The sequence below is a fragment of the Streptomyces sp. NPDC050703 genome, from assembly GCF_040654435.1.
Taxonomy (GTDB): domain Bacteria; phylum Actinomycetota; class Actinomycetes; order Streptomycetales; family Streptomycetaceae; genus Streptomyces.
In genome coordinates, this window is record NZ_JBFAHX010000006.1 from 1 (window position 1) to 18,970 (window position 18,970).

The 18,970-nt window shown below is 69.8% G+C and carries 16 protein-coding genes; 8 read left to right on the top strand and 8 right to left on the bottom strand.

Annotated elements, in window-relative coordinates:
- Nucleotides 1-136: 136 nt before the first annotated feature.
- The 5 genes from AB0I16_RS07500 to AB0I16_RS07520 form a co-directional block, all read right to left on the bottom strand.
- On the bottom strand, nucleotides 137-1,282 hold the full coding sequence (locus AB0I16_RS07500; protein WP_363248369.1) for a DUF475 domain-containing protein: 1,146 nt from the start codon (nucleotides 1,280-1,282) through the stop codon (nucleotides 137-139).
- Between the two features lie 64 nt (nucleotides 1,283-1,346).
- Nucleotides 1,347-1,922, bottom strand: coding sequence for a TerD family protein (locus tag AB0I16_RS07505; RefSeq protein ID WP_363248370.1), 576 nt, complete (start codon nucleotides 1,920-1,922; stop codon nucleotides 1,347-1,349).
- A 186-nt stretch (nucleotides 1,923-2,108) separates the two neighbouring features.
- Nucleotides 2,109-2,684, bottom strand: coding sequence for a TerD family protein (locus AB0I16_RS07510; RefSeq protein ID WP_062781869.1), 576 nt, complete (start codon nucleotides 2,682-2,684; stop codon nucleotides 2,109-2,111).
- Nucleotides 2,685-2,796: 112 nt separating this feature from the next.
- Nucleotides 2,797-3,264, bottom strand: coding sequence for a peroxiredoxin (locus AB0I16_RS07515; protein ID WP_363248371.1), 468 nt, complete (start codon nucleotides 3,262-3,264; stop codon nucleotides 2,797-2,799).
- 284 nt (nucleotides 3,265-3,548) lie between these two features.
- Nucleotides 3,549-3,980 carry a DUF3052 domain-containing protein gene (locus AB0I16_RS07520; RefSeq protein WP_062781860.1) on the bottom strand — a complete coding sequence of 144 codons (432 nt, stop codon included), beginning with the start codon at nucleotides 3,978-3,980 and terminating at the stop codon, nucleotides 3,549-3,551.
- Nucleotides 3,981-4,359: 379 nt separating this feature from the next.
- Here AB0I16_RS07520 and aceE point away from each other — a divergent pair, with 379 nt between their 5' ends.
- Nucleotides 4,360-7,092, top strand: coding sequence for a pyruvate dehydrogenase (acetyl-transferring), homodimeric type (gene aceE / locus AB0I16_RS07525; protein WP_363248372.1), 2,733 nt, complete (start codon nucleotides 4,360-4,362; stop codon nucleotides 7,090-7,092).
- 482 nt (nucleotides 7,093-7,574) lie between these two features.
- Here aceE and AB0I16_RS07530 read toward each other — a convergent pair whose 3' ends face one another.
- Nucleotides 7,575-7,988 (bottom strand): peptidase inhibitor family I36 protein, encoded by a 414-nt coding sequence (locus tag AB0I16_RS07530; protein ID WP_363248373.1) that lies wholly within the window; start codon nucleotides 7,986-7,988, stop codon nucleotides 7,575-7,577.
- A gap of 374 nt (nucleotides 7,989-8,362) precedes the next feature.
- On the bottom strand, nucleotides 8,363-9,973 hold the full coding sequence (locus AB0I16_RS07535) for a DHA2 family efflux MFS transporter permease subunit (RefSeq protein ID WP_363248374.1): 1,611 nt from the start codon (nucleotides 9,971-9,973) through the stop codon (nucleotides 8,363-8,365).
- A 115-nt stretch (nucleotides 9,974-10,088) separates the two neighbouring features.
- On the opposite strand from AB0I16_RS07535, the gene AB0I16_RS07540 reads away from it, so the two are divergent.
- From AB0I16_RS07540 to AB0I16_RS07570, 7 genes are all read left to right on the top strand, one after another.
- Nucleotides 10,089-10,724: a TetR family transcriptional regulator gene (locus AB0I16_RS07540; protein ID WP_363248375.1), complete on the top strand. Its 636-nt coding sequence runs from the start codon at nucleotides 10,089-10,091 to the stop codon at nucleotides 10,722-10,724.
- 235 nt (nucleotides 10,725-10,959) lie between these two features.
- Nucleotides 10,960-12,171, top strand: a complete 1,212-nt coding sequence (locus AB0I16_RS07545; protein WP_363248376.1) for an alpha/beta hydrolase — start codon at nucleotides 10,960-10,962, stop codon at nucleotides 12,169-12,171.
- 75 nt (nucleotides 12,172-12,246) lie between these two features.
- Nucleotides 12,247-13,119 (top strand): DUF4429 domain-containing protein, encoded by an 873-nt coding sequence (locus AB0I16_RS07550; protein WP_363248377.1) that lies wholly within the window; start codon nucleotides 12,247-12,249, stop codon nucleotides 13,117-13,119.
- 116 nt (nucleotides 13,120-13,235) lie between these two features.
- A complete protein-coding gene (locus tag AB0I16_RS07555) occupies nucleotides 13,236-14,603 on the top strand; it encodes a sensor histidine kinase (RefSeq protein ID WP_363248378.1) in 1,368 nt (455 codons plus the stop codon).
- A complete protein-coding gene (locus AB0I16_RS07560; protein WP_363248379.1) occupies nucleotides 14,600-15,271 on the top strand; it encodes a response regulator transcription factor in 672 nt (223 codons plus the stop codon). The genes AB0I16_RS07555 and AB0I16_RS07560 overlap by 4 nt, the downstream gene beginning before the upstream one ends.
- Nucleotides 15,272-15,426: 155 nt before the next feature.
- The gene (locus tag AB0I16_RS07565) at nucleotides 15,427-16,602 is read left to right on the top strand and encodes an alpha/beta hydrolase (protein ID WP_363248380.1); all 1,176 of its coding nucleotides are present in this window, start codon (nucleotides 15,427-15,429) and stop codon (nucleotides 16,600-16,602) included.
- Nucleotides 16,599-17,879 (top strand): acyltransferase, encoded by a 1,281-nt coding sequence (locus AB0I16_RS07570; protein WP_363248381.1) that lies wholly within the window; start codon nucleotides 16,599-16,601, stop codon nucleotides 17,877-17,879. Before AB0I16_RS07565 ends, AB0I16_RS07570 begins: the two co-directional genes overlap by 4 nt.
- Before the next feature lie 73 nt (nucleotides 17,880-17,952).
- Here the strand turns inward: AB0I16_RS07570 and AB0I16_RS07575 are convergent, their stop codons facing one another.
- Nucleotides 17,953-18,966, bottom strand: a complete 1,014-nt coding sequence (locus AB0I16_RS07575) for an aldo/keto reductase (protein ID WP_363248382.1) — start codon at nucleotides 18,964-18,966, stop codon at nucleotides 17,953-17,955.
- Nucleotides 18,967-18,970: the final 4 nt, after the last annotated feature.

Consider the following 18,970-nt stretch of genomic DNA (forward strand, 5'->3'; position numbering starts at 1 on the left):
GTTGCCCCCCCCTCTGCGGGGGGCCCCTCCTCCCTACTCCCCCCCCGGCCCGCCCCGCTCCAAGCGTTCCTCGCCCCGGCCGCCGTCACACTCCCGAACGCGGAATCGGACAGGCCGGCGAGGGTTTCGGTCAGCGTCAGACGCCTGACGAGACCTCGGTCTTCTCTCCGGCCCCGGTTCCCCCTTCGGCCGCCGCCAGCCTGCGGTTGCGGAGCACGGAGGAGATGAAGGACCAGGCGATCAGGATGACGCCGACGGAGCCGGTGATGACCTCGTGGATCTCGTACTGGATGGTGACCAGGAGGATCACGGCGAGGGCGCCGATGGCGTAGTGCGCGCCGTGCTCCAGGTAGACGTAGTCGTCGAGGGTGCCCTGGCGGACCAGGTAGACCGTGAGGGACCGGACGTACATGGCGCCGATGCCCAGGCCGAGCGCCATCAGGACGATGTCGTTGGTGACCGCGAAGGCGCCGATGACGCCGTCGAAGGAGAACGACGCGTCCAGGACCTCCAGGTAGAGGAACATGAAGAACGCGGCCTTGCCCGCCATCAGTACGGCAGGAACCTTCTTGCCGGACTTCGCGGCCTCTTCCTCGGCCTCGTGCTCCCGCTCCTCTTCCTCCTCCAGCTTGTTCTCGAAGTAACTGGAGAGGCCGCCGACGATCAGATACGTGATGAGGCCGGCGATACCGGAGATGAGGACGGTCTGCGCCTTGTCCACGTGGGCGCCGCCGTGCTGGTGCGCGTGGGTGGCGAAGGTCATCGCGGTGACCATGAGCACGACGAGCGCGATGCAGACCGACAGCATGTCGACCTTGCCGAGCTTGGCGAGCGGACGCTCCAGCCAGCCGAGCCACTTGATGTCCCGGTCCTCGAAGATGAAGTCGAGGAAGATCATCAACAGGAACATGCCACCGAAGGCGGCGATCGACGGGTGGGCGTCGGTGACCAGCTGCTTGTAGTGGTCCTTTTCGTTGAGCGCGAGGCGGACCGCCTCGATCGGGCCGATCTTCGCACTGATGGCGACGATCACGACCGGGAAGACCAGGCGCATGCCGAAGACCGCGATGAGCACACCGATGGTGAGGAAGATCTTCTGCCAGAAGGCATTCATCTTCTTCAGGATTCCGGCGTTGACCACCGCGTTGTCGAAGGACAGCGAGATCTCGAGGATGGACAGGATCGCCACGATGCCGAAGCCGGTCCACCCCCCGTAGAACACCGCGGCGACCAGGCCGAGCGCGGTCACCGCGAACGACCAGCCGAAGGTTTTCAGAATCACTGGTTACCCAATCGTGTGTGTACGGGCTCCCGTCTAGCGGTCTCCCCCGCGCCGGTCCCCGGCTTTACGAAACGTTGACCCCGAAGTCTAGAGCGATACCTCGCAGGCCTGACGCATACCCCTGCCCGACCGCACGGAACTTCCACTCGCCTCCATACCTGTACACCTCGCCGAAGATCATCGCGGTCTCCGTCGAAGCGTCCTCACTGAGGTCGTAACGCGCGAGTTCCTGCCCGTCCGCCTGGTTCACCACACGGATGAAGGCGTTGCTGACCTGGCCGAACGTCTGCCCGCGATGGTCCGCCTCATGGATCGAGACGGGAAAGATGATCTTGTCGCAATGGGCGGGCACCTTGGAGAGGTCGATCAGGAGCGACTCGTCGTCGCCGTCACCCTCACCGGTGAGGTTGTCACCGGTGTGCTCGACGGAACCGTCCGGACTCTTCAGGTTGTTGTAGAAGACGAACCATTCGTCACCGAGGACCCGGCCCGCGTCGCACAGCAGCGCGCTGGCGTCGAGGTCGAAGGGAGCGCCGGTGGTGGAGCGCGCGTCCCAGCCGAGCCCGACGAGGACCTGGGTGAGATTCGGTGCGGCCTTGGAGAGGGAGACGTTGCCTCCCTTGGCGAGCGTGACGCCCATGATGCTGGTCCTCCCCGAGGTTGAACAGGAACACGTGTCCTCATCGTGACGACTTCATGGTGACGGGACACGCGGTGGTGAGCACGTCCGGCGCCGCACTCGTGTGGGGTGCGGCGCCGGACGACTGGCGTCTTCCGTCTGGATCGGACCGGATGACGAGAGGCTCTGCGGAAGGGCGGGATCGGCTCAGACGTTGACGCCGAAGTCCTGCGCGATGCCGCGCAGACCCGAGGCGTAGCCCTGGCCGACCGCGCGGAACTTCCACTCCGCGCCGTGGCGGTACAGCTCGCCGAAGACCATGGCGGTCTCCGTCGAGGCGTCCTCGGAGAGGTCGTACCGCGCGATCTCCGCGCCGCCCGCCTGGTTCACCACGCGGATGAACGCGTTGCGGACCTGGCCGAACGACTGCTGGCGGGTCTCGGCGTCGTAGATCGAGACCGGGAAGACGATCTTCTCGACGTCGGCGGGCACCGCCGCGAGGTCGACCTTGATCGCCTCGTCGTCGCCCTCGCCCTCACCGGTGGTGTTGTCACCGGTGTGCTCGACGGAGCCGTCGGGGCTCTTCAGGTTGTTGAAGAACACGAAGTTCTGGTCGCTGCTGACCTTGCCCTCCGCGTTCGTCAGGATGGCGCTGGCGTCCAGGTCGAAGTCCGTACCGGTGGTGGTGCGGACGTCCCAGCCGAGGCCGACCAGAACCGCGGTCAGGCCAGGCGCCTCCTTGCTCAGCGATACGTTGCCGCCCTTGCTGAGGCTGACTCCCACGAGTCCTCCCAATTGGTGTCCAGGGGCGGGGAGCCCCAAGCGTTGCTTGCCATCGGATCAACGTGTGGATACTAGTGACCGGTTCCCGGCCGCGAGCGAAAACCGGGCGTGCTCAGAGCGTTTCGAGCGCCTTGACGTACTCGTTCAGGTCACGGGCGTCGGGCAGCCCGTTGACGACACTCCAGCGCACGACGCCCTCCTTGTCGATGATGAAGGTGCCGCGCACCGCGCAGCCCTTCTCCTCGTCGAAGACGCCATAGGCCCGGCTGACCTCGCCGTGCGGCCAGAAGTCGGAGACCAGGGGGTACTCAAGGCCCTCCTGTTCGGCGAAGACGCGCAGGGTGTGGATGGAGTCGTTGGAGACGGCGATGAGCTGGGTGTCGTCATTGACGAACTTCGGCAGCTCGTCGCGGAGCGCGCAGAGCTCGCCGGTGCAGACGCCGGTGAACGCGAACGGGTAGAAGAGCAGCACCACGTTCTTCTCGCCGCGGAAGTCGGCGAGCCTCACGGTCCGGCCGTGGTTGTCCTTCAGCTCGAATTCCGGGGCCTTGGTGCCGGTCGCGATTCCAGCGAGCGCCATGAGTACGCATCCCTTCGACGGAGCCCCTCGGCCGGGGCTGTTCGGGTGATACCACCCTACGTCCGCCGATCTTCGCCCATGCGGGGCGCCGCCCCCTGTTCTCCGGTGTACGGCTGCTTTTCGCTGTGGCACCGCGCCCGCGTGGTGCTCCCGCGGCCCTGGTGGGGTGCCCATGCGCGTGAGGCCCCCACCGACGGAGTCGTCGGTGGGGGCCTCACGGTGCCATCCGGTGGGACCGCGGCTCGGCGCGGTCCTTGGGCGTGCGCGGCTCGGCGCGAGGGTGGTCAGCGCTTCTTGGCCGCCGCCTTGGGCGTGACCAGGCGGGTACCGCTCCAGTCCTTGCCGGCGTTCGTGCTCTTGGTCTGGGACAGGCCCGCGGTGGTGGCCGCCTCACCGATGTCGCTCGGCTCGACGTAACCGTCGCGGCCGGTCTTCGGAGTCAGCAGCAGGATCTGGCCGCCCTCCTCCATGTACGCGATGGCATCCACCAGCGCATCAGTCAGGTCCCCGTCGTCCTCACGGAACCAGAGCACCACGGCGTCGGCCACGTCGTCGTAGTCCTCGTCGACGAGCTCTGTGCCAGTGGCCTGCTCGATGGCCTCGCGGAGCTCCTGGTCGACGTCGTCGTCGTAGCCGATCTCCTGGACCACCTGGTCGGGCTGGAAACCAAGCCTTACGGCAAGGTTCGTCTCCGCGTGGTCCGCGGTCGCGCTCACGGATTGCCTCCTGATCATGTTTTTCGGGAATGCCTTCAGCCACGCGCGTGCGCGGGGCGTTGGCCGTAGTCCACACGGGCGGGGCGGATCGCGCAAGTACCCGGCCGCCGAGACCGCCGAAACGGTGACGTTCCCCGTCGTGTCGCCGCAACTGCCGCCTCATCCGTACGAGACCGAACGGCTCAGCGAAGCGGCTAGGCAGGATGGGCGTATCGTTGCGATTTGGTCGAGCCTACCGCAGGGTCGCCGGATCGATGTCGCGGTCTCCCTCTCGGTTACCTATCGGTAGAGATGACGTTCGCGTTCCTCGGGTACACGATGGACAGCGGTGCACGGCCAGGCAGTACCCAGGCGAGAGCCCCAACAGCGAAGGAACAGCGTGGCTTCCGGATCCGATCGCAACCCGATCATCATTGGCGGCCTGCCGAGCCAGGTCCCGGACTTCGATCCCGAAGAGACCCAGGAGTGGCTTGACTCCCTCGACGCCGCGGTCGACGAACGCGGACGCGAGCGGGCCCGCTACCTGATGCTCCGGCTTATCGAACGCGCGCGCGAAAAGCGCGTGGCGGTTCCCGAGATGCGCAGCACGGACTACGTCAACACGATCGCCACCAAGGACGAGCCCTTCTTCCCCGGCAACGAGGAGATCGAGCGCAAGGTCCTGAACGCGACCCGCTGGAACGCCGCGGTGATGGTGTCGCGCGCCCAGCGCCCCGGCATCGGCGTCGGCGGCCACATCGCGACGTTCGCCTCCTCCGCCTCCCTCTACGACGTGGGCTTCAACCACTTCTTCCGCGGCAAGGACGAGGGCGACGGCGGCGACCAGATCTTCTTCCAGGGGCACGCGTCCCCCGGCATCTACGCCCGCGCCTACCTCCTGGACCGCCTCTCCGAGCAGCAGCTCGACGCGTTCCGCCAGGAGAAGTCCAAGGCGCCGCACGGCCTGTCGTCGTACCCGCACCCGCGCCTCATGCCGGACTTCTGGGAGTTCCCGACGGTCTCCATGGGCCTCGGCCCGCTCGGCGCGATCTTCCAGGCCCGCATGAACCGCTACATGGAGGCCCGCGGCATCGCCGACACCTCCAAGTCGCACGTCTGGGCCTACCTCGGCGACGGCGAGATGGACGAACCCGAGTCGCTCGGCCAGCTCTCCATCGCCGCCCGTGAGGGCCTGGACAACCTCACCTTCGTCGTCAACTGCAACCTCCAGCGGCTCGACGGCCCGGTGCGCGGCAACGGCAAGATCATCCAGGAGCTGGAGTCGCAGTTCCGCGGCGCCGGCTGGAACGTCATCAAGCTCGTCTGGGACCGCAGCTGGGACCCGCTGCTCGCCCAGGACCGCGACGGCATCCTGGTCAACAAGCTGAACACCACCCCCGACGGCCAGTTCCAGACGTACGCGACCGAGACCGGCGCCTACATCCGCGAGCACTTCTTCGGCGACGACCAGCGCCTGCGCGCCATGGTCGAGAACATGACCGACGAGCAGATCCTGCACCTCGGCCGCGGCGGCCACGACCACAGGAAGGTCTACGCGGCCTACGCGGCGGCCAAGGCCCACAAGGGCCAGCCGACGGTGATCCTCGCCCAGACGGTCAAGGGCTGGACCCTCGGCCCGAACTTCGAGGGCCGCAACGCCACGCACCAGATGAAGAAGCTGACGGTCGACGACCTCAAGGGCTTCCGCGACCGGCTGCACATCCCGATCTCGGACAAGCAACTGGAGGACGGCGCCCCGCCGTACTATCACCCCGGCCGGGACTCCGAAGAGATCCAGTACATGCACGACCGCCGCAAGAGCCTCGGCGGCTACGTCCCGACCCGTGTCGTGCGCGCCCAACCCCTCCCCCTCCCCGCGGACAAGACGTACGCGGTCGCGAAGAAGGGCTCGGGCCAGCAGTCGATCGCCACCACCATGGCGTTCGTCCGCATCCTGAAGGACCTCATGCGGGACAAGGAGATCGGCAAGCGTTTCGTGCTGATCGCCCCCGACGAGTACCGCACCTTCGGCATGGACGCCTTCTTCCCGAGCGCGAAGATCTACAACCCCCTCGGCCAGCAGTACGAAGCCGTGGACCGCGAGCTGCTCCTCGCCTACAAGGAGTCCCCGACGGGCCAGATGCTGCACGACGGCATCTCGGAAGCCGGTTGCACCGCCTCTCTGATCGCCGCGGGTTCGGCCTACGCCACCCACGGCGAACCGCTCATTCCCGTGTACGTCTTCTACTCGATGTTCGGTTTCCAGCGCACCGGCGACCAGTTCTGGCAGATGGCCGACCAGCTCGCCCGCGGCTTCGTCCTCGGCGCGACGGCCGGACGCACCACCCTGACCGGCGAGGGCCTGCAGCACGCGGACGGCCATTCGCAGCTGCTCGCCTCGACCAACCCGGGCTGTGTCGCCTACGACCCGGCGTTCGGCTACGAGGTCGCCCACATCGTCCAGGACGGTCTGCGCCGGATGTACGGCCCCGACAGCGAGGACGTCTTCTACTACCTCACCGTCTACAACGAGCCCATCCAGCACCCGGCCGAGCCGGCGGACGTGGACGTCGACGGCATCCTCAAGGGCATCTACCGCTTCAAGCCCGGCGAGCAGGGCGCCATCCCCGCTCAGATCCTGGCGTCCGGCGTCGCCGTGCCGTGGGCGGTCGAGGCCCAGCAGATCCTCGCCGCGGAGTGGAACGTCAAGGCGGACGTCTGGTCGGCGACCTCCTGGAACGAGCTGCGCCGCGAGGCTGTGGACGTGGAGCGCCACAACCTCCTGCACCCGGAGGAGGAGCAGCGCGTCCCGTACGTGACGCGGAAGCTCTCCGGCGCCGAGGGCCCCTTCGTGGCCGTCTCCGACTGGATGCGGAGCGTCCCCGACCAGATCGCCCGCTGGGTGCCCGGCACGTACCAGTCGCTCGGCGCGGACGGCTTCGGCTTCGCCGACACACGCGGTGCGGCTCGCCGCTTCTTCCACATCGACGCCCAGTCGATCGTGGTCGGCGTGCTGACCGAACTGGCCCGCGACGGCAAGCTCGACCGCTCCGTACTGAAGCAGGCGATCGACCGCTACCAACTCCTTGACGTCACCGCGGCCGATCCGGGGGCGGCGGGAGGCGACGCGTAGCCGGTGCGTGGTCGGCGCGTGGCCGGTGCGTCGATCACGCCGGGGCGGCGCGTGGTCACGGTTGCCTCTCGCGGGCGCCTGGCGCCTGGCGGGTGTTGTCCTGAAAGGGCGCGTTCCTGAGGGGGCGCTCCCTGACGGAGGCGCTTGCCTATGGGGGGCGCTTCTTCAACGGGGGGTCGCTTCCCGAGCGGGAGTCGCTTTCTGTGCCGAGGGCGGCGGGCCTTGGGCCCGTCGCCCTTCGGCGTTCTCAGGACGCGCCGGTCCTGGTGGTCGTGCCGGCTGCGTCGGCCGTACTGGTCGTACTGGCCTCGCCGGTCACCTCGACCGCCGTCTTGAGCGTCGCGCAATCCGGCCCGCTCCGGGGTCACGTCCGGCCTCGTGAGCGAGGGTCCTCGCGCGTGTTCTGTCCGAAGCCCGCCCTCATCGCTCCTCGTGTCGGCCGACATCGGCCGGTGCGGGCTCTGGGTTCCGAGTACCCGCATTCAGCTCTCCCAGACTTTGAACGCCCGGACGCGGTAGGGCGAGTCGGGAACCCAGGTGCCGCCGCCCGGGTAGGTGTCGAACTCGCCCGTCTCCCCGCACTCCGCGGACTGATAGGTGGTGACCGGTCGGCCGGTGCGGTTGGCCAGGGCCTCCGCGCCGCTCCCCGCCGGCAGCACGATGCAGCTCTCGATGTCGATGTCCGACAACTCGTACGTCTTCCGGGTGCCTTCGAATCCCGCCTTCTCCCAGAGGCAGAGCTCGCCGGGTCCGCAGTCCCGGAGCGCGGGCGGTGCCGCGGCCGCGGTGTTCGCGGGCGTGAGGATCACCGCGGCGAGCGCGGCGGCGACGGTGGCGGCGGTGACGGTGGCGGTCGTGACCGTGGCCGTGGCCGTGGTCTGCATCTTCGTACGCATCTTCTTCAACCCCCGTGTGATGTGGCCCAGTTGTCCACTGTGGTGTGGCTCGCCTCGCCTGTCATGTGGCTCGGTCGTCCGCTGCGTGCGGATCGCCTGCATGAACTGTGGACCGGGCGAGCGGGGCATCGGAAGGGCTTTAAGGGGTGCGTCACCCTGATACATGAAAGCCCCCCAGGTTTTCCCTGAGGGGCTTTCCCTGACATCCGCGGTCAGGCGGGGTCGCGGGCCGTGAAGGCCGACCGGCGCGCGGCGGCGGTCGGCGCGCGGCGGCGGTCGGCGCGCGGCGGCGGTCGGCGCGCGGCGGGCGCCGACGGGCGGCCGACGACCGGCGGCCTGACGGCTGACGGCGGCTGAGCGGCCGGGCCCGGGGGCTAGATGTGGCCGACGCCCGCGCCGGCCTCCGCGTTGGCTCCGCGCTTGGTGAGGAACGCGACGAAGACCGCGACCACCGCGACGCCGGTGGCGACCAGGCACGCCAGGCCCATGCCCGACATGAACGTGTCGTGCGCGACCGACGTGATCTGCTCGGCGACGGACGGCGGCGCCTTCGGCGGCACGGGTGCGACGCCGACCTGGACGGCCTCGGCTGCCTTGTCGAGGTCGGCCTCGCTGAGCGCCGGAAGCTTCGCGTCGGCCCAGTTGCCCGGCAGGTCGCTGTCGACCTTGGAGGCCATGACGGCGCCGAGGACGGCCGTGCCGAGGCTGCCGCCGATCTGCATCGCGGCCTGCTGGAGGCCACCGGCGACGCCGGAGAGCTCCATCGGCGCGTTGCCCACGATGACCTCGGTCGCGCCGACCATGACGGGGGCGAGGCCGAGGCCCAGGAGGGCGAACCAGAGCGACATCGGACCGCTGCCGGTGCCCGCTTCCAGCGTGGACATGCCGAACATGGCGGCAGCGGTGAGCGCCATGCCGCCGGCCAGCGGGATACGCGGGCCCACCTTGGTGATCATGGCTCCGGCCAGCGGAGAGCCCACGATCATCATGCAGGTGAGCGGCAGCAGGTGCAGACCGCTGTCGACGGGGCTCATCCCGTGCACGTTCTGGAGGTAGAACGTGACGAAGAAGAGGCCTCCCATGAAGGCGATGGCCATGAGCACCATCAGGACCACACCGGCGGAGAGCGCCACCGATCGGAACAGGGCGAGCGGGATCAGCGGTTCCTTGACCTTCGACTCCCACACCGCGAAGAGCACGAAGCTCAGCACGGCCACGCCGATGAAGGTCCAGGTCAGACCGTCGCCCCAACCCCACTCGGGCGCCTTGATGAGCGCCCAGACCAGGCAGAACATGGCAGCCGAGAGCAACACGATGCCCAGGACGTCGAAGGACCTGGGGGCGTTCTCGGCGCGGTGGTCCTTGAGGATGACCAGGCCGAGCACCAGGGCGAGGACGCCGACCGGCACGTTGATGAAGAAGACGGACTGCCAGCTGACGTGCTGGACCAGCAGACCACCGAGGATCGGGCCGCCCGCCGTGGAGGCGCCGATCACCATGCCCCAGATACCGATGGCCATGTTGAGCTTCTCGGCGGGGAAGGAGGCGCGCAGCAGACCGAGCGCCGCGGGCATCAGCAGGGCGCCGAACAGGCCCTGGAGCACGCGGAAGGTCACCACCAGGGCGATGCTGTCGGAGAGGCCGATGGCACCCGACGCGGCGGCGAACCCGACCACGCCTATCAGGAAGGTCTGGCGGTGACCGAAGCGGTCACCCAGCTTGCCCGCGGTGATCAGTGCGACGGCGAGCGCGAGGAAGTACCCGTTGGTGATCCACTGGACCTCCGCGAACGTGGCGCCGAGGTCCTTCTGGATGGCCGGGTTGGCGATCGCCACGATGGTGCCGTCCAGGGCGACCATCATCACGCCGATGGCGACGGAGAAGAGCGTCAGCCAGGGGTGGCCGCGGAGCCCCTTGGCCGGGGTCGGAGCGGACGCCGGCTCCGGCGCCTTGTCCGCCTGTTCGACGGTGGTCTGACTAGTCATACGGCAAGATTAATGACAGCGACTGACAGTTGACAAACTGATTCACTAGTCGGTAACTGTCACGTCGCCCGCAGGTATTCTGAACTGCGCAAAGATGCGAAAAGAGGGCCAAGGCGTGAACTCTGGACCGGGACTGCGGGAGCGCAAGAAGCAGCGCACCCGGAACGCGCTCCTGCGCGCGGCGCTCGAACTCTTCACCACCAAGGGGTACGAGGAGACGACCGTCGACGAGATCGCCGAGGCGGTCGACGTCTCCCAGCGCACGTTCTTCCGCTACTTCGCGAACAAGCAGGAGGCCGTCTTCGCCGTCCAGGAGATGGTGGAGGCCCGGTTCGTCGAGGTACTGCGCGAACGACCCGCCCACGAGGCCCCTCTCGTGGCGCTGCGCGAGGCCGTGCTCGGCGCCTGGGAGGCGATGGGGCAGTCGATCGAGGAGGTCGTCCCGGTCGAGCTGCACATGAGCACCTACCAGATGATCGAGTCGACGCCTTCCCTGCTCGCCGTCCACATGCGCCGCTCCATCGAGACCGAGGACGAGGTCGCCCGGGTCATCGCCGAGCGCGAGGGCCTGGACATGGAGACCGATCCGCGGCCGCGCGTGGCGGTCGCGGCGTTCAGCGGCGTGATGCGGGTGACGGGCCGCCTGTGGGGCGCGGGCGAGGACACCAGCCTGGAGTCGATCCGCGAGCTCACCGGGCAGTACCTCGACCACCTGGGTCCGGCGCTGGCCCAGGACTGGCACTCGCGGTAAGCAGCCGCGACGAACGCTTACCCGGCATCCGAACTCCAGTACGGCAGAGCGGTACGGCAGTCATCGCGGTCGCGCGCGGGCCGGGGAAGGCGCCCCGCGGCCACTGAAGTCGGCACACGCGGTGTCAGCAAACAGAGCCAGGATGCGCCCGCCATGCCTCGATCAGCCGCCTGGAAACGTGATCTGCCTCACGCGATGCACGGTAAGCATCACGATTCTCCTAGGGTGTCCCGCAGTGACTTCCTTCGACTCCTCACCCCAACTCAACGTCTGGCGTGCTCTCCTTGCGCTCGCCGTCGTGTTCATCATGCTGGCGACGACGGGCTGGACCGCGGTACGCAACAACAGAGGCGGCGCATCCCCCCTGGAAGCCGCCGTCACCGCGTGGGAGCACGGGAACATCGACGGGCGCGCCCTGCCCGACGCCGACGCTCCCGCCGCTCGGCTCAGCCACTTCTTCGCCTCGCTCGACAAGCGGCAGCGCCACCGGCTCGCCGCGCGCTACCCCTTGGCGGTCGGCAACATGAACGGCGCGCCCGTTCAGCTGCGATATCGCGCCAACCGCATCGCGCTGGGGCAGGCCCGCGAGGTGGAGCGGGACCGTATGCGCGACAAACGCCTCTCCCCACTGGGGAAGCAGCAGGCCGAGCGCCGCATGAAGCGGTTCGGCGTCATGATGCGCCCCGAGCGTCAGGTCTTCGCCTTCGACCCCATGGGCTCCGGTCGCATGGCGGAAGTCTTCGGGGACCTCGACAAGGCCCGCCGCGTCTCCGTGGTGGTGCCTGGCGTCGACACCAACGTGCTGACCTTCGAGCGGACCTTCCGCAAGTACTCGGCACCGGTGGGCATGGCGAAAGCGCTCTACCGTGCGGAGCACACGGCGAGCCCACGCGCGCGTACCGCCGTGATCGCCTGGGCCGACTACACCGCGCCCGTCGGGATCGGTGTCGACGCGGCCACGGCCATGCGCGCCGAGAGCGGGGCCGTGCGCCTCGACTCGATGGTGCGTGGCCTGCCCGGCCGCTCCCCGGTCGCGCTGTACTGCCACAGCTACGGCTCCGTGGTGTGCGGTGTGGCCGCGCGGACCCTGCCCGCGCGGGTCACCGACATCGCGGTGGCGGGCAGCCCCGGCATGCGGGCCGACAAGGCGTCGGAGCTGGGCACGGGGGCGCGGATCTGGGCCGCACGGGACAGCGACGACTGGATTCAGGATGTGCCGTACATGGAGGTCGGCGGGATCGGCCACGGCGCCGACCCGGTGTCGGGCGGTTTCGGCGCACGAGTGCTGTCCGCCGCCGGGGCCGAGGGCCACACCGGCTACTTCGAGCCGGGCACGGAGAGCCTGCGCAATTTCGCCGAGATCGGCACCGGCATGTACGACGGTGTGCGGTGCGCGGGTCGGGACGACGCCTGCCGGGAAGGCATTTCCGGCGCGGCGGCGGCCTGACGCGCGTAGAAATCGATGGAACAGCGGGCCGCCACAGGAGGGACGGAGGCGCGCGTGCCGCCTACGATGAGCCGCATGGGTGACGTACTGGCCGGATTTCATGCCGCCTGGGAGTTCGAGTCCGACTCCGTGCTCATCCGCTTCGAACGGGGGATCCGCACACCGAAGCTCTTCCAGGCGCTCGGTGAACGGCGCGTCCCGTATGAGGCGATCGCGGCGGTGACTCTCTCCCCCGGTAAACGCGGGACGGTGGTGCTGCATGCCGTGCCGAGACCCGGCGCCGATCCCTTGATGGAGGCCGCGGCCGGCCAGCTCAAGGAGGGCTGCGACCCCTACCGCCTCGTGCTGCCCGCCGAGCGGGAGACGTTGGCCGAGTACTACGCGGACGAGCTGCGGGCCCAGCTCCGGCCCGACGGCGAGCCCGCCGACCGCTATCTGGTGGCCGCACCCGAGGCGCCGCTGCAGTTCAAGGCATACGACGGGAAAGCGTCCTTCGACGGCAAGCAGGTCTCCTTCCGGTGGTTCTGGACGGGCGCCTCGTCGGCGAAGTGGAAGGCCGGCGACCAGAGCTTCGCCGTCTCGGACCTGACCGGCATCGAATGGCGCTCCCCCGAGCTCTTCGAGGGGCATCTGCGGCTGCTGCACCGGGACGCTGCGGCGGCGCAGCCCGGACAGGCCGACCAGGACCCGGCGGCCGTCGTCTTCGGTCTGGGCTACGGCCCGGTCCATGAGTCGCTGCCGTTCGCCGCGTCGGTCCTCGCGGCGGTACGGACGTCAGGACCCGCCCTGATCCCCGGCGGCGTCGTCGCCACCACCGCGACCGTGATCAGGCGCGACCCGGCGGACATCGCGGACCGCATCCGCCACCTCGGCGAACTGCACCAGGCGGGCCTGCTCACGGACGAGGAGTTCACGGCGAAGAAGACCGAGCTGCTCGCGGAGCTGTGAGCCACGCGGCCGCGGGTGCTCTGCACGAGGGCCACGGTGATACCGGGGTATGAGGTGCGGTCCAGCTCCCTGGTATGACGGCACGAGGGGGACCGGACGCCTACGCTGATCGGGCCATGAACAGCGCATCCTCGACGCCCCGCGACCAGGGGCCCCGCCGTCCGGACCCGGAGCCGGACAGCCGCGGGGCCGGTGTGCGGCGCGCGGCGGCCGCGGTCTTCGACGGTCTGCGGGCGGCGGGAGTCTCGCTCTCCACACCAGCCGTTTCGACCAAGCCGCTGCTCGGCGACGCGCCCAAGCGCTGGGTGCGGCTGCTGCCCCAGGTGATCGCGCTCGGCTTCGTCGTCGTCCTGATCCCGGTCACCGTCCAGGTCCTGTCGAACGACTACGGCGTGGGCGGTGGCCTTGCGGGGGCCCTGGCCGTGGCCCAGTCCGCCCCGCTGTTCCTCGCGATCACCCGGCCGCTCCCGGCCTGGTGGATCGTGATCACGGCGGACATCGTCGGCGCGATGGTCACGATGTCGGCCAACGCCGGGCGTCCGGCCCCCTGGACCCCCATGATCGTCGTGGGATATGTGGTCCTCTGCTGTGCGCTCTCCCTGCGGGAGAGCCGCCGCACGCTCCTGGGCATCTGGATGGTGACGGTGGTGTCCGGACTGGTGCTCGGCGCGTTCAGCGGCGAGGGAAGCCAGGACACAAGCGTGCTGCTGATCGTGCTGAGCGGGTCCGTGCTGCTGCTCGGCACGTTGCTGCGCGAGCGCGGCGACGCCCGGCGCCGGCTCGTCGAGCAGGAGACCATCAGCGAGGCCGAGCGCGCCCAGCGCACGCTCTTGGAAGAGCGGGCACGCATCGCCCGCGAATTGCACGACGTCGTCGCGCACCACATGTCGGTGATCACCGTCCAGGCGGACTCCGCGCCCTACCGGCTCGACGGCCTCCCCGACGCGGCACGCGAGGAATTCGGCAGCATAGCGGCGAGCGCCCGCGAGTCCCTCACCGAGATGCGGCGGCTGCTCGCGGTGCTGCGCAGCGAGGGCGTGAACGGCGAGCGGGCACCCCAGCCAGGCCTCGACCGGTTGCCGCACCTGGTCGAGGCCACGGTGCGCGCCGGCATACCCATCGACCTGTCACGCCCCGAGCTGGCGATCCTCACACAACTGGCCGACGTGTCCCCGGCCGTGGACCTGTCCGCCTACCGGATCGTGCAGGAAGCCCTGTCGAACGTCATGCGCCACGCTCCGGGTGCCCGCACCACGATCACGGTGAGTCTGGACGACCAGTACCTACTGGTCCTCGTCGTCAACGGCCCCTCCGGCGAGCCGCCCGCACCACTGGAGGGCAGTGGTACGGGCCACGGACTCGTCGGCATGCGCGAGCGCGTACGGTTGGTCGGCGGCACGGTCGACGCCGGGCCGCTGCCCGACGGCGGCTTCCGCGTCGCCGCCCGGCTCCCCCTCCTCCCGAAGGGCTCCGGCACCGCATGACCATCCGCGTGATCATCGTCGACGACCAGAACATGGTGCGCGCGGGATTCGCCGCCCTGTTGGCCGCGCAGAGCGACATCGACGTCGTGGGCGAGGCGGCGAACGGCCAGAAGGGCATCGAGGTCAGCCGGAGCACGCACCCCGACGTCGTGTTGATGGACGTCCGTATGCCGGAGCTCGACGGACTCAGCGCCGCCCGCGCCCTCCTGGACCCGCCGCCGGGGGTGGTGCACGTGCCGAAGGTGCTCATGCTCACCACCTTCGACGTCGACGACTACGTGTACGAGGCTCTGCGCGCCGGGGCCTCCGGCTTCCTGCTCAAGGACGCGCCGCCCGCCGACCTGATCTCGGCCGTACGCGTGGTGGCGGCGGGCGAGGCACTGCTCGCCCCTTCGGTGACCCGGCGTCTGATCGCGGACTTCGCCAAGCAGCGCCCCACACCGCGCGCGTCACTGCGGCTCAACGGTCTGACACCACGTGAGACCGAGGTACTGGTGCTGATCGCGCGCGGCCTCTCCAACCAGGAGATCGCCGAGCGCCTGGTTCTCGCCGAGCAGACGGTGAAAACCCACATCGGCCGTGTGCTCAACAAGCTGGACCTGCGGGATCGCGCCCAGGCAGTGATCTTCGCGTATGAATCGGGCTTGGTCACGCCCGGCGAGCAGTGACCCACCCCCTACTGCGGTAGCACCTCGGCACGTCACCGAGTACTCCGGTATCACCCGGGAGTTGGCTCCCGGGTGTGACGTGCCGCCGATCACCGTCTCCCTACCTTTCGCAGCGTCAGGCCACCGGCGCCACGGATCGGGGAGGGAGACCGGCCATGCGGCTGCGGTCATGGAAGGCTCGGAGCAAGAGGGTACTGGTCGCCGTCGCGCTGACGACGACAGCGGTGACGGGCACCGCGGGCTGGGCCGTCGGCAACGAACAACAACCGCTCACGGGCCCGCCACCGGGCACGAGTGCATGGCGCGCGGACCATACGTGGGGCCTCCGGCTCCCGGACCCCGCGCGTGTCCCCCCCGCCCGGATCGCCGCGTTCTTCGCGTCGTTGAGCGCCGGGCAGCGCGAGGAACTCGCGGCACGGCACCCGTCGGTCGTCGGCAACCTCGACGGAGCCCCCATAGCCCTCCGATACCGGGCCAACGCCCGCGCCCTCCGCGCCGAGCGGGCGCGCGAGCGGACCCGCTCCACCGACCCCGACCTCACCACGCAGGACCACGAGCGCGCTCGCGCATCGATGTCCCGTTACGACGAGTTGCTCGCTCCGGGACGGCAGATACTGGCCTTCGACCCGCGCGGGCGAGGACAGATCGCCGAGGTGTACGGGGACCTGGCGGGCGCGCGGGACGTCTCCGTCGTGGTGCCGGGCTCCGACATCGACCTGAGCACCTTCGACCGGGCCAAGGACACATACGGCACACCGTCGGGGATGGCCCGTTCGCTGCGCACCGCTACCGGTGACGGCACGGCCGTGGTGGCCTGGGTGGGGTACACCACCCCGGTCGGCCTCGGCCCCGACGCGGCCACGGGCCGGCTCGCGGAAGCGGGCGCACCCCGCCTGGCCCGCTTCGTCCAGGGACTGACGGCGGCAGGCACGCCCCGGCCCGCCCTCTTCTGCCACAGCTATGGCTCGGTGGTCTGCGGCCTCGCCGCTCCCGAGTTGCCCGCGAGGGACCTGGTGGCGCTCGGCTCCCCCGGTATGCGAGCGGACAGCGTGGCCGATCTGCACACCGAGGCCCGGGTCTGGGCGGCCAAGGACGACAGCGACTGGATCGGCAAGGTGCCGAACGTCGAGCTGTTCGGCCTCGGCCATGGCGAGGACCCGACCGCCCCCGGTTTCGGCGCCCGACGCGTCCCCGCCGAGCGGGCGAAGGGCCACACCGGTTACTTCGCCCCCGGCACCGACTCACTGCGGGCCTTCGCCCGCATCGCCGGCGGGGACGACTCCGCCGGTGCGGCCCACGACAGCACGCGAAGCATCGGAGCACGGACATGAGCCTCCCCGTTCTGACCGGACACCGCGAAGGACGCGACGAGCCCGACGACCGCGGACAGCCGACCCTGCTTGGTCTGCGCCGAACCGCGGCCGCCATAGACGCCAAAACACCCGCTCACCGCGACCGGGCCATCGACGGACTGCGCGCACTCGCACTGCTCGCCGTGCCGACGGGGCACTGGCTCCTGGGCGGCTTCACCCTCGACTCCGCGGGCGCGCTGCACAACGCGAGCCCCCTGTCCTCGTTCGGTTTCCTCGCACCGCTCAGCTGGGTGCTGCAGATGCTGGGCATCTTCTTCCTCGTGGGTGGCTACGCCTCCGCCCTGTCCTACCGGCGGGCGGTCGCGCGCGGTGAGTCGACAGGTGGCTGGCTGCGGGGGCGGGTGGCCCGGCTCGGGCGGCCGGTGCTCGGGGTGACGGCGGTCTGGGCCGCGCTGATACCCCTGCTGTACGCGGCCGGTGTGCCGGGCACGTCCCTGCGCACCGCGTCCACGCTGGTCATTCAGCCCCTGTGGTTCGTCGGCGTCTACACAGTGATCACGGCTCTCACGCCCTGGTGCATACGTGCCACGGAGCGGCTCGGGGCCTGGGCCGCGCTTCCCCTGATCGGCTCGGTCGCCCTCGTCGACTTCCTGCGCTACGGCCCGTTCGCGGACTCCGTGCCCTCCTGGCTGAGCCTGCTGAATCTGCTGCCGGGCTGGATGTTCGCCTACCAACTGGGGGTCGCCTGGGGCGAGAAGAAACTGGGCAGGCGCGGCGCCTGGCTGCTGCTCGTCGGCGGCACCGCTCTCTTCGCCGCACTGCTGCTCGCCTTCGCCTACCCGGCGTCGATGGTCGGCGTCCCCGGAGAAGCCCGCAGGAACTCGCATCCGCCGTCGCTGCTGGTCCTCGCCCTGGCCGCCGCACAGAGCGGCGCGGCTATCCTGCTGCGGGACCGCATCGGCGGGCTGCTGCGCCGGCCCGCCCTGTGGGCGCCGGTGGTCGTCATCAACCTCTCGGCGATGACCATTCTGTGCTGGCACCAGACGGCGCTGCTCGCCGCGGCCGTGCCGGGCTCGTTCCTGGGGGAGATACCGGGGCTCACCACGGGACCCGACTCCTTCGCCTGGATAGCCGCGCGGGTGGTCTGGCTGCCGGTGCTCGCGGCACTGCTCGTGCTGATAGGCCGGTACGCCCGCGGCTTCGAGGCCCCGTGGCAGCGGACGTCCCATGCGCGGCGTGCACTGACGGGGCTCCTGGCGGCCGGCTTCGCGGCCTTCGCACTGGGGCTGACGTGAGCGCGGGGCTCGGGCCGGCCTCGCCGGAAGCCGGCCCGAGCGCGAAGTGGGGCCTAGTTGCGGCCCGTTGGGGTCACTCGCGGCCGGCCGAGGTGAAGGTCATGTCGGCGTAGCGATTGCCCGCGACGGCGGAGGCGATCGGGGCGAGGAGGGCGAGTTCGTCCTCGGTGAGGGTGATGCGGGTGGCCGCCGTGTTCTCCTCGACGCGGGTGCGCTTGCGGGTGCCGGGGATCGGGATGACGGGCAGGCCGTGGACGGTGCTCTGCTGCTGGACCCAGGCGAGGGCGATCTGGCCGAGGCTCGCGCCGTGGGCGTCGGCGACCGAGCGGACGGGTTCGAGCAGGGCCGCGTTGGCGGTGGCGTTGTCACCGGTGAAGCGGGGTTGCTGGCGGCGGAAGTCGTCCTTGTCGAGTTCCTTGTCGGCGTCGACGAAGGCGCCGGTGAGGAAGCCGCGGCCGAGCGGGGAGTAGGGCACGAGGGCCACCCCGAGGTCGGCGGCGGCCGGGACCACGCCCTTCTCGATGTCACGGCTGAAGAGAGACCACTCCGACTGGACGGCGGCGATGGGATGGACGGCATGGGCGGCACGCAGTTCGGGTCCTGTGACCTCGCTGAGGCCGAGGTGTTTGACCTTGCCCGCGGTGACGAGTTCGGCCATCGCGCCGACCGCCTCCTCGATGGGGACCTGCGGGTCGCGGCGGTGCATGTAGTAGAGGTCGATGGCGTCCGTGTCCAGGCGGCGCAGGCTGGCGTCGACGCTGGAGCGGATGTAGGCGGGGGAGTTGTCGATGCGCCGCTTCGTCGGTTCGGCCGGGTCGATGGTCAGGGCGAACTTGGTGGCGAGGACGATCTCGTCGCGGTGCGCCTTGAGGAAGGGGGCGAGGAACTTCTCGTTCTCGCCCATGCCGTAGACGTCGGCGGTGTCGTAGAAGGTGACGCCCAGTTCGAGGGCGCGGTCGAGGGTGGCCCGGGCCTCGTCGGCGTCGGTGGGGCCGTAGGCGAAGCTCATGCCCATGCAGCCGAGGCCCTGGACACTCACCTCGGGGCCGTGGTTGCCGAGCCGTGCGGTCGCGATGTTCTGCGTCATCAGT